The organism is Aureivirga sp. CE67, assembly GCF_015767245.1.
Lineage (GTDB): Bacteria > Bacteroidota > Bacteroidia > Flavobacteriales > Flavobacteriaceae > Aureivirga.
The window spans coordinates 41,485-53,144 of record NZ_JADOTV010000011.1 but is presented as its reverse complement, the minus strand read 5'-3'; the positions used below and the strand labels follow the sequence as shown (position 1 = coordinate 53,144).

11 protein-coding genes are annotated in these 11,660 nt (G+C 28.0%); 6 read left to right on the top strand and 5 right to left on the bottom strand.

Annotated features, from left to right (window positions below; translation table 11 throughout):
* Window positions 1-7 precede the first annotated feature (7 nt).
* From tsaE to I0K12_RS13320, 5 genes are all read left to right on the top strand, one after another.
* On the top strand, window positions 8-418 hold the full coding sequence (gene tsaE, locus I0K12_RS13340; protein WP_196888625.1) for a tRNA (adenosine(37)-N6)-threonylcarbamoyltransferase complex ATPase subunit type 1 TsaE: 411 nt from the start codon (window positions 8-10) through the stop codon (window positions 416-418).
* On the top strand, window positions 415-1,617 hold the full coding sequence (locus I0K12_RS13335) for an alanine dehydrogenase (RefSeq protein WP_196888624.1): 1,203 nt from the start codon (window positions 415-417) through the stop codon (window positions 1,615-1,617). Before tsaE ends, I0K12_RS13335 begins: the two co-directional genes overlap by 4 nt.
* A gap of 2 nt (window positions 1,618-1,619) precedes the next feature.
* Complete coding sequence (locus I0K12_RS13330) at window positions 1,620-1,994, top strand: DUF4258 domain-containing protein (protein ID WP_196888623.1); 375 nt, start codon at window positions 1,620-1,622, stop codon at window positions 1,992-1,994.
* Window positions 1,995-2,093: 99 nt separating this feature from the next.
* Entirely contained in the window at window positions 2,094-2,618 is a 525-nt protein-coding gene (locus I0K12_RS13325) for an alpha-ketoglutarate-dependent dioxygenase AlkB (protein ID WP_231372762.1), read from the top strand.
* 123 nt (window positions 2,619-2,741) lie between these two features.
* Entirely contained in the window at window positions 2,742-3,506 is a 765-nt protein-coding gene (locus tag I0K12_RS13320; RefSeq protein ID WP_196888622.1) for a hypothetical protein, read from the top strand.
* A 62-nt stretch (window positions 3,507-3,568) separates the two neighbouring features.
* Here I0K12_RS13320 and I0K12_RS13315 read toward each other — a convergent pair whose 3' ends face one another.
* Window positions 3,569-4,996: a hypothetical protein gene (locus tag I0K12_RS13315; protein ID WP_196888621.1), complete on the bottom strand. Its 1,428-nt coding sequence runs from the start codon at window positions 4,994-4,996 to the stop codon at window positions 3,569-3,571.
* Between the two features lie 194 nt (window positions 4,997-5,190).
* On the opposite strand from I0K12_RS13315, the gene I0K12_RS13310 reads away from it, so the two are divergent.
* Window positions 5,191-5,931: a DUF805 domain-containing protein gene (locus tag I0K12_RS13310; protein ID WP_196888620.1), complete on the top strand. Its 741-nt coding sequence runs from the start codon at window positions 5,191-5,193 to the stop codon at window positions 5,929-5,931.
* Window positions 5,932-5,970: 39 nt separating this feature from the next.
* Here I0K12_RS13310 and I0K12_RS13305 read toward each other — a convergent pair whose 3' ends face one another.
* From I0K12_RS13305 to uvrA, 4 genes are all read right to left on the bottom strand, one after another.
* Window positions 5,971-6,684, bottom strand: coding sequence for a hypothetical protein (locus I0K12_RS13305; protein WP_196888619.1), 714 nt, complete (start codon window positions 6,682-6,684; stop codon window positions 5,971-5,973).
* Window positions 6,685-6,805: 121 nt separating this feature from the next.
* Window positions 6,806-7,852, bottom strand: coding sequence for a TlpA disulfide reductase family protein (locus tag I0K12_RS13300; RefSeq protein ID WP_196888618.1), 1,047 nt, complete (start codon window positions 7,850-7,852; stop codon window positions 6,806-6,808).
* A gap of 87 nt (window positions 7,853-7,939) precedes the next feature.
* On the bottom strand, window positions 7,940-8,548 hold the full coding sequence (locus tag I0K12_RS13295) for a glutathione peroxidase (protein WP_196888617.1): 609 nt from the start codon (window positions 8,546-8,548) through the stop codon (window positions 7,940-7,942).
* Between the two features lie 18 nt (window positions 8,549-8,566).
* On the bottom strand, window positions 8,567-11,350 hold the full coding sequence (gene uvrA, locus I0K12_RS13290; protein WP_196888616.1) for an excinuclease ABC subunit UvrA: 2,784 nt from the start codon (window positions 11,348-11,350) through the stop codon (window positions 8,567-8,569).
* Window positions 11,351-11,660 lie beyond the last annotated feature (310 nt).

Sequence of the window (11,660 nt, the reverse complement as noted above, 5' to 3'; positions counted from 1 at the left end):
TTATTAAATGAAGATTGATTATACACTTGAGAATTTACCAGAAGTAGCTGATTTTGTTTTAAAAAACACTTCCAATAAAGTTTTACTTTTTTATGGTGAAATGGGAGCTGGAAAAACAACATTAATTAAAGAACTTGCAAAAAAGATTGGAGTAAATGATTTGACAAACTCTCCTACTTTTTCTTTGGTTAATGAATATCACTCTAATAAAGGAGAAATTATCTACCATTTTGACTTCTATAGAATTGAAGAAGAAGAAGAAGCTTACGACATTGGAGTTGAAGAATATTTCGATAGTAATGCATGGAGTTTTGTAGAATGGCCTCAGAATATAGAAAATTTATTACCTTTAAGTGCGGTTAAACTTAAAATCACAGTAAAAAGTGCTACCGAAAGAACTTTAGAAATTAAATCATGAGTAATAATCCAACATCTCCATTCAGCTTAAAGGAACTTCTTCCTCAAGAAGAAATGTTAGAAATACAAAAACGTAAAGGTGCTTTAGTAATTGGAATCCCTAAAGAATCATTTTACCAAGAAAAAAGAGTATGTCTAACACCTGATGCTGTTGCTGCACTGACTTATCAAGGACATAAATTTGTAATTGAATCTGGTGCTGGAGATGGGGCAAATTTCTCAGATAGAGAATATTCAGAAGCTGGTGCAAAAATAGTTTACTCTTCAAAAGAAGCTTTTGATTGTCATATTATTTTAAAAGTTGAACCACCTTCACTTCAAGAAATTGAATACATCAAGCCTCAAACTGTTTTATTTTCTGCGTTACAACTAAAAACGCAAAACAAAAAATACTTTGAGGCTTTAGCTAAAAAAAGAATTTCCGCAGTTGCTTTCGATTTTATTATTGATGAACATGGTGCTTATCCTGTAGTAAAATCATTGAGCGAAATTGCTGGAACAGCTTCTATCCTATTGGCTGCAGAAATTATGGGATGTTCTAATAAAGGGAACGGAATCTTATTAGGAAATATTGGCGGTGTTCCACCTCCAGAAATCGTAATTTTAGGAGCAGGAACTGTAGCTGAATTCGCTGCCAGGACGGCTTTAGGTCTTGGAGCAAACATTAAAGTTTTTGATAATTCCATCACAAAACTCCAAACACTTAGACACCGTTTAGGACAACCTGTTTATACCTCAACAATACAACCAAAAACATTACAAAAAGCCTTGATGCGTTGTGATGTTGTAATTGGAGCTATTCATGGAAAATTTCGTTCTCCTGTTGTTGTTACCGAAAAAATGGTGATGCAAATGAAAGAAAATTCCATAATAATGGATGTTAGTATCGATCGTGGAGGTTGTTTTGAGACTTCAGAAATCACAAATCATAAAAAACCTACATTTATGAAACATGGTGTAATTCATTATTGCGTTCCAAACATTCCTTCAAAATACTCTAGAACTGCCTCAGAATCACTAAGTAACATCTTCACCCCATATCTTCAAACGATTGCAGAATCAGGAGATTTTGAAAATGCTGCAAGATTTGATAAAAGTTTGCAAAAAGGTATGTATTTTTACCACGGAATTTTGACCAACCGAGCAGTAGCAGATTGGTTCAATCTTCCGTATAGAGATATTAACCTATTGATTTTTTAAAAATGAATTTATTCAAACGTTTAACTTATTTTGGTGGAGGATTAATGATGGGGATTTTTTTCCTATTTTTCTTTTTAAATGGAAAAAAAGCTTCTTGTGATTATTTACCAAATGATAGAGTTTTAAAAAACATCCGAACAAAAAAACTATACTATTCTGAAGAAGCACAAAATGAAATGCTTTCTTTAAAAATAGATTCTACAGATATTAAGAAGATTTTGAATTTTGGAGATGTGGATTTTGATAGAAGTAACACAAAATCTAAACCTTGTAGAAAATATGTAATTACAGGAACTTCAAATGAAGAAAAAGAAATTGAATTAACAATTAAAAACTGCGCTGAAGACGCAAGAATTGAAACTGTTATTTCTAAATAATTTTTTAGTCTAAAAATATTTAAAAGGAAAACAGACGAAATCTGTTTTCCTTTTTTTGTTTAAATTATCCAACAATACTAAATTTTAATCCGAAAAGCTATGAATACAAAAATTGATGGAACCTATTTCAATGAGAATTTTATTGAAAACTCCTTTGAATTATTTGAAAATTTTAAATCTAATATTTCTTGGGATGAAAGAATGAAATCTAGAAAAACAGCAAGTTTTGGAAAAGCTTATAATTATTCTCAGATTGCTTATCCATTTCAAGAATTTAGCGAAGAATTAAAAATTTTGAATCAGAAAATTGAAAAAGAAATTGGTTTCTTGCCTAATAATTGTTTGATTAATTTTTATCTGGATGGAAAATCAAAAATGGGATATCACTCAGATCAAACAGATATTTTGGAAGAAAATACTGGAGTGGTAATTGTTTCTTTGGGCGAAACTCGAATTATTCGTTTTAGAAATATTGAAAATCCTGAAATTAAGATGGATTTTGAATTAAATTCTGGTTCTCTGTTTTATATGATAGCAGAAGTTCAGGAAAAATGGCAACATGCTATTCCTAAAAAGAATACTGAAAACGGAAGAATGAGTTTGACTTTTCGTGCTTTACTGTAATTTCCTTTGCGAAAGGAATTGAAAAGAAAAGCTTTTTTAATGATAAAAATTGAAATCAAACATTTTTTTCACTTTAAATAAAAAAGAATAAAATCAAGTCTTATTTTATATTTTTAAAAATCTATGAAAATAAAAATTCTTAGAACAAAAGAACCTATCTTTTCCTATGACATTTTGGATGATAAAACAATTTATTTTACCAAAAAAGGGGAAATCTTTTTAAACTATGAAATAATAAGAACCGAAAAAATAGTTTGTTCCAATGATGTTTTGATTCGATTTATTGACTCTGAAACCTTTCTAGTGATAGATAGAGATACTATAAATAAAAAAAATGCTTTCCTATTTAATATCCAAGGAAAACTTATTAGGTCTATTCAAATTGGAGATGTATTAGATTGTTTGATTATTAAAAAAAAGATTATTGTTTCCTATTCAGAATGTCTTATAGATTCTTCAAATGAAATAGAAAGAAATCGTTTTGTAGTTTTTGATCTAAATGGAAACCTTTTATACAAATATTCAAGTAAAGATGTTTATGAAGTGAAATCTTTTCTAAGAATTAATTCTGAAAAAATTCAAATTTTATGTTATACAGGTTCTAATGAAAAATCTTTAATATTAGACTTTTGTTTGAATCAATTAGAAGTAATTTCAAAAAAATGGATTTATTTTAACAATAAAAATCTTAACTACCCTAATTCATTTATAAATTTCGAAAACTCCTTGATTTTCTCTCAAATAGATCATGATAACTTTAAAACATGTTTTTATAAAGTAGAAAATAAAAAGTGCACTAAAATTAAAGAGATTAACCTTGAACATTCTCAACGAATTAAAGGAATCAATGAAATAGGTTTTATCGGAATGGAAATAAGTAAATTTTAAATAAAGAAAAAACCACCTAGAAAGGTGGTTTTCATTGTAGGATCACTTGCAAAAAAATAAAATTACATACTTTTATCAATCATGTTTACACTCAATTTCTGAATAGTTTCTGAGTTTAAATTCAACTCAATGCTTTTGCTGTAGAAATCCCCTTTATTTGGAACCATATCTTTATTATTATCAACAACAAAAGTGATATAACATTTTCCGGTATGTAAATAAGTTAACTCAAATTGTTTTTGATTTTTATTTATTTGTGGGAATAAAATAACTTGATTCATAGCTTTCATAGAAATATAATCATATTCCATTTTCATTTTATCATTTGAATCTGTCAAAGGTTCTCTTGATAAGTAAACGCTTATATTTTTATCTCTACTCAAATCATCTCTTTCGAAAACTAAGTTTAATCTAGCAATATTTTCTAAGTCTGAAATTTGAATTGGATCTTGTGCCCATTTACCCAACGTTTCGTAATCCATAGAAGAATCTGCCATCATCATATAACTAGCAGAAGTTACAGTTTCATACTCTTTTCCCCAGTCAGGTTTTGGCATTCCATTCGGAAAACTCTTAAAAACTGTTTTAGTTGGATAATTAAATTTTTCTGCGGCTTGTTGTGCTAAATCTTCATTCTGTAATTTCCCTTCAAATTCCATATGACGACTTGATTTTACAGATCCGAATTTACTAGTATAAGTTGTCATGTTCATTTTATCATGACCAAACTTAATTTTCACCCACATAATATCTTTTCCTCCATAAGCATCTACAAACAAATATTCATTTTCGTTTGCTTCTGTTAAAACAAAATAACTTGTTCTGTAAATTCCACTAAGAATTCCACCATTACGAAGCATAATCGTTTTAGTCCCTTTAAACTCTCCAACAAAAAAGGTGTTAAATAAATTCCCCATACTTCCTCCTTCAAACATTCCGTGAACTTGAGAAGTATTTATTGCACGAAAATCAAATGAAAACCAAGGTAATTTCTGTCCAAGTAGAAACATCTTACCTGTCCAATGTCCTTGAATTTTATTCATAAATTCAAAACCATTCTTTTCAATATCCACAGCATTTATGGTTGGAGGATTAAATACAAAATTTTCTTCTTCAGTTTGTTTTACAGGGTTTTCAGAAACTTTTAAAAAATCATTGTCTGCCCACTTCTGAAAAGTCATTCTAGCATTTTTTGGCATCAAACCACTTGTTGGCATTGGTTTTTCATGATTATTTATTCTATTTAAAAGTCCGTCATTTTTAATAGCTGCTATGACTTCTTCATATTTTTCTAAAGTCAGATTTGCAGAAGCAAATTCTCCAGAATGACAAGTCAAACAATTATTTTCTATGATTGGTTTTATATGATTTGAATAAGAAATATCTTCTGATAAATCAATTGGAGTGTATTCTTTTTTGGAAACCTTTAATGTTTTACAGCTTACAATAATCAGCATAAAAACAAAGGTGAAAAACAAAATTCTTTTCATTATTTGATCTAAAATTATCTTCTGCGAAGCTAAAAACTATCTTCTAAATATATTTTGATTTAAATCAAAAAACATCAATTATTTTATTTAGATAAATAGTAATAACAACCTCTATCAACCATCAAAATACTTTATAAAACATTCATTTTTAACGTTTTTATTATAGATTTGCAAAAACAATAAAAAAAAGACTAATGAATTATTATTTAAAAGCATTTCAACAATACACAGATTTTGATTCTAGAGTAAGCAGGAAAGAATTTTGGATTTTTGCAATTATAAGTGCTTCCGTTAGTTATATACTTATGGGAATTGACATTATTTTTAGCTTCTATTCCCAAGATGTAGGCTTAGGTGTTTTAAGCGGTATTTATTCTATTTTGGTATTTATTCCTTCACTTGCAATTACAATTAGAAGGCTTCACGATATTGGAAAAAGTGGATGGTTTATCCTTTTGGTTTTTATTCCTCTTATTGGAGCAATTGGGCTTTTCATTTTACTTTTACTTAAAAGTGAGTCTGGACGAAATCAATATGGTGAGAATCCTATCAAATTAAAGAAAAATAAATCCGAAGATGAAATATCAAACGAAATTATACAACAGAAGAAACACAAAACTTCGATAATTATTGCTTTAATCATTGCTTTTACAATTCAACAATTATTTTGGGTGACAGTTTCTTTCATAGTTTTCCCTGATGATATAGATGATATTATTTTCAAGATATTTGACAGTTTCAATATTATATTTAATTTTATTATTACTGTTTTATTTATTTTGTTGGCAACGACTATTACTAATTTAAAAATGAGAAATATTGCTTTAATTATAACTGCAATCGCTTTCTTATGCGCTTTCATTCATTTCTTAAATACCGTTACTAGAAATATTCCTGGAATTAAAAGTATAAAAAATATAATTTCTTTAATATAAATTAAAAGCACCTTCAATTGAAGGTGCTTTTTAACTTTTTTAAAGATAAACCTTTTCAGAAATTCCCCAATCCAACATCACTTTAAAATCAGAAAGTTTTTTTGGTTTTTCTTTAAATCCAATTTTCTCTGTTTCTATTTGATCTTCTTCTATTTCACCTGTTTTTGTCACAATATTCTGATTATCAAAATCTACTTCAGTAGTCTCATATTCACCACCTGACATACCTGAACTTCTAAAATATAAAATCTCAAAATCTTCATTTTTATGTTTAAACTCATATTCAATACTACTTCTTGTAAATTCATAAGCAACATGCAAATTATTATTAGCAATTTTTAATTCTGGTTCAATTCCAATAAACATTCCTCCTTCATCTCCTCGAAGTAGAAATTCATTATTTTGAACCACAACTTTTTGTTCTCCATCTTTGTTTAAAAGCACAGCTAAAATCCTACCTTGAATTTTTCTTGGATCTTGATTATATCTTTTTTCCAGAATTGAATCTTTAGATTCCAGAACTAAAACAACATCTTCTTTTTCATCTTTGTTTAAATCTCCTTTTACTTCCTTAAGAATATCCCAATCTTTATTTTTTTTAATTTCTTCTAAAGTTTGATTTTTCCAATTAGGATATACCGATTTTTCTACAACAACTTCTTTGTTTTCATTTGATTTTTTTGAGTCCTTTTTCTCTCCACAACTTGTGAATATCACCCCAACAATAGCAAGGTAAAATATTTTTTTGTTCATAAATTTATTTTGAATAAGCAATTATATTTTTAAAGTTCTTGAAGTTACGAAATAAAAAAAGCACATTATAAAAATGTGCTTATAAAAATCTTGATTATTTATTCTAAATTTAATTTTTCGACTACTTCATTTTCTCATTATCTACTTTAATAATTTCTTCAATTTCTTCTTTAGAAATATTTGTGTTTTTTAAAAGTATATTTCCATCTTTATCTAATAACAAAACTGTTGGTATTTCCACTAATCCCAATTGATTATAAAGAAACATGTAGTTATCTATTTCATTTTCCCAAGTCAATTGATCTTCTTTAATTGCTCTCTTCCAATCTTGTGTATTTTTATCAACAGAAATACTAAGAATATCAAAATCTTCCTTTTTTAATTTATTATTTAATTCTCTTAATTGAACATGATTCTTTCTACTTGGTTTATTCGTACTTGCCCAAAAATCAATTAAAAGATATTTACCTCTAAAACTAGAAATACTATTTTTTTCTGAGTTAGAATTATTAAAAGCTACTAAAGGAAACTTCTTACCAACAGAGTATTTTTCTAATGCTTTAAATCCATCATAAATATTTAATTGTGTGAATTCATTAAAATTTGTAGTATCTATTTTTTTAAAAAGCTCTTGTAATTTACTTAATTTGAATTTTCTTTCCACAAATAGCTTCTCTAAAACAGAACCACAGAAGGGGTTTTTTGGATTATTTTCAAACAGAGTATCAATAACTTTATATAAATCTTTTTTAAAATTTGGCTTATTTTTATTTTCTGCATAAAATAATTCATACGACTTTCTAAGTTTGTATGTTTTAGATCCTTTTATATCATTTATTTTAATTTCTTTAAAAACTTTTCCATTTCTTTCATAATTTAAATCTATTTCCAAAGTTCCTTTTTCTAAATAAAATTTTTGATTTGTAGATGGAGTTTCAAGAGTGATATATCTTAAATAAGGCTTTTTTGCAATCCCTTCAAATGTAAATTTTCCATTTTTAACTTTTACACTATCATTTATTTTTTGCCCAAAAGCAAGATAAACATACCCATCATATTCTTCTGAAATTGTTCCATTTAAAATAAATTGATTTTCTGGAGTTTTGTCACAATTAAAAAAAGATAAAACGGTAATAAATAGCAATATTTTAATTAAAAACCTTCTCATATTTTGTTAAATTTTAACAAATATATGAAATAAAAAAGCGTATCAATTATAAAATGATACGCTTAAAAAAAATATATTTAAATGAATTTATTCTCCTTTTATCCAACGGATAATTTCTTCATCATTTGGCAAAGTAGTTGGTGCTACAACTTTATTAACTTTTCCGTTTTCTCCGATTAAATATTTTTGAAAATTCCATTTTACATCAGAATCTTCTACACCATTTTTAGATTTTTCTGTTAAGAAACTATAAATTGGCGCAATATCAGCTCCTTTTACAGAAATTTTACCCATCATAGGAAAAGTCACTCCATAATTCTTTTGGCAAAAAGCAGCAATTTGAACATTTGTTCCAGGTTCTTGTGCTCCAAAATTATTTGCTGGAAAACCAACAATTACAAAATTTGAATCTTTAAAATCTTTATATAATTGCTCTAAAAGTTCATATTGTGGTGTTAATCCACACTCTGAAGCAGTATTCACAACCATTATTTTCTTTCCTTTCAATGAATCAAAATCAAACGTATTTCCTTCAATATCTTTCACCTTAAATTGATAAATTGAAGTATTTTGTGTTGCATCATTTGTAGCCATTTCTTTTACAGTTTTAGTAGTTTCAACTTCTTGTTTTTTTCCTTCCTTACAAGATACTAAAAGTAAAGCGCAAACAGCTATTGATTTAACGATTAATTTCATTTTCCCTTATTATTTTAATTAGATTAATTTTTCTTTTAAAAATTTTGCAGTGTAAGAATCTTTACATTTTACAAGTTCTTCTGGCGTTCCAGTAAAAATTAAGGATCCTCCATTTTCTCCTCCTTCTTTCCCTAAATCAATGATTGTATCTGCACATTTGATTAAATCAATATTGTGTTCAATTACAATCAATGAATGTCCGTTTGCAATCAAAGCATTAAACGAATCTAACAATTTATTTATATCATGAAAATGCAATCCTGTTGTTGGTTCATCAAAAATAAATAACGATTTTGCTTGTCTTGTTCCTTTCACTAAAAACGAAGCTAATTTGATTCTCTGCGCTTCTCCACCGGATAAAGTAGAAGAAGACTGCCCTAATTGGACGTAACCTAAACCAACATCATACAAAGGTTGCAGTTTTTTTGCGATTTTTGTTTCCTTATGTTTTTCAAAAAATGCAATTGCTTCTTCAATCGTCATCTTCAGAATATCACTTATCGTTTTTTCTTCATAAGTGATTTCTAAAACTTCTTTCTTAAATCGCTTTCCTTTACAAGCTTCACATTCCAGATGAACATCTGCCATAAATTGCATTTCAATTGTAACTTCTCCTTCTCCTTTACAAACTTCACATCTTCCGCCTTCTACATTGAAAGAAAAATGTTTTGGTTTATAATTTCTAACTTTCGCTAAAGTTGTTGAAGCAAAAAGATTACGGATATCATCATAAGCTTTTATATATGTCACCGGATTTGAACGACTAGATCGTCCAATCGGATTTTGATCAATAAACTCAACATTTTGCAATTGTTCATAAGAACCTTTCAATTCTGAATATTGACCTACTTTCCCTCCTGCTTGATTTATTTTTTTATGAAGTGCTGGATATAAAATTTTCTTTACCAATGTACTTTTTCCACTACCTGAAATTCCAGTAATCACAGTCATTCCATTTAGAGGAAATTTTACATCAATATTTTTCAAATTATTTTCTCTTGCTCCAACAATCTCCACATAATTTTTCGATTTTCTTCTTTGTTTTGGAACAGGAATTTCTAAAGTTTCATTTAAATAAGAAGCAGTAAGTGTTTTAGTTTTTAGAATTTCATCAAAAGTTCCAACTGCACCAACTTCTCCACCATGAAAACCTGCTTCTGGACCAATATCAATAATATAATCCGCTGCTTTCATAATGTCTTCATCATGTTCTACAACGATTACTGTATTTCCTAAATCACGAAGATTTTTCAGAACCTCAACTAATTTTTCTGTGTCTCTTGGATGTAAACCAATACTTGGCTCATCTAAAATATACATAGAACCAACTAAACTACTTCCTAACGAAGTTGCCAAATTAATTCTCTGACTTTCTCCTCCAGAAAGTGTATTTGAAGCACGATTTAAAGTCAAATAATTCAGACCAACATTCTGTAAAAAAGACAATCGATTATTGATTTCAATTAAAAGTCTTTTTGCAACATTATAATCATGCTCTGATAACTCTAAGTTTTTGAAAAATTTAGCTAATTTATCAATAGAAATATCTACTAATTCCGTAATATTTTTCCCTCCAACTTGCACATATGAAGCTTCTTCTCGAAGACGTTTTCCATGACATGTTGTACAAATCGTTTTTCCTCTATAACGAGAAAGCATTACACGATACTGGATTTTATAACTTTTTTCTTCTAAAAACTTGAAAAAATCATTAATACCAGGTAAATCTTTATTACCATTCCAAACTAAATCTTGTTGCTCTTTCGAAAGTTCGAACCAAGGTTTATGAATTGGAAAATCATATTTATAAGCATTTTTGATAAATGCATCTTTGTATTTTTTAAAAGAATCCGAACGCCAAGGCAAAACAGCATCTTCAAAAATCGAAAGTCCAGTATTTGGAATCACTAATTCTCTATCTACACCAACAATATCACCATAACCTTCACAAGTAGGACAAGCCCCATAAGGATTATTAAAACTAAATAAATGTGTATTTGGTTCTAAAAATTGCATTCCGTCCAACTCAAATTTATTACTAAATTCTGTTGAATCTTCAGTTACAATATTTTCGATGATACAAGTTCCTTTTCCTTCAAAAAAAGCAGTTTGAATAGAATCCGCCAAACGATTGTAAAAATCTTCATCATGAGAAAGCACAATACGATCTACAACTAAAAAAAGAGAATCTGCACTTTCTTGTGTGATACTTTCGATTCGTTGTACTTTTCCATCTATTTTTACACGAGAATATCCTTGTTGTCCAAGAATTTTCAAAATATCTGGAAGGTTTCTTCCATTATTTAAATCGATTGGAGCAAGTAAAAGTAATTTTGTTTTTTCTTCAAAAGATTTAATCAAGTTCAAAACATCTGTAACTGTGTGTTTTTTTACTTCTTGATTTGAAATTGGTGAAAAAGTTCTTCCAACTCTTGCAAAAAGAAGCTTTAAATAATCATAAATTTCTGTTGAAGTTCCGACAGTTGAACGAGAATTTGTAGTATTTACTTTTTGTTCAATTGCGATTGCAGGTGAAATTCCTTTGATATAATCCACTTGTGGCTTATTCAATCTTCCTAAAAATTGACGAGCATAAGATGACAAACTTTCCACATATCGCCTTTGTCCTTCTGCATATAAAGTATCGAATGCCAAACTAGATTTTCCAGAACCAGACAAACCAGTAATCACAACCAGTTTATTCCTTGGAATTGCCACATCGATATTTTTCAAATTATGGAGTTTTGCTCCTTTTATTAATATAAATTCTTTCGGATTTAAATTATCTATACTTGTGCTCATTCTTTAATTTTGCTGTAAATTTAGCATATTGCTTTGAAATATAAATTATACAATTCCATAAAATTTACTATTCCAATTTTAAACTAATTAAAGTTACTCATTTTCAAAAAAATACTTTCTTAATAGTTCTTAAAGAAAAAATCATTTCCAAAATAATTGAGTTTTCCAGAAACTTCTTCGAATTAGCATTATAAAATTTATTGTATTAAAATATTACATTTATCAGTGTTTTGTAAATGAAATATTATTTATTTTGCAATACAACTCTTTTTTATTTAATATTGTATTAATATAACTAACCAATTTTTAA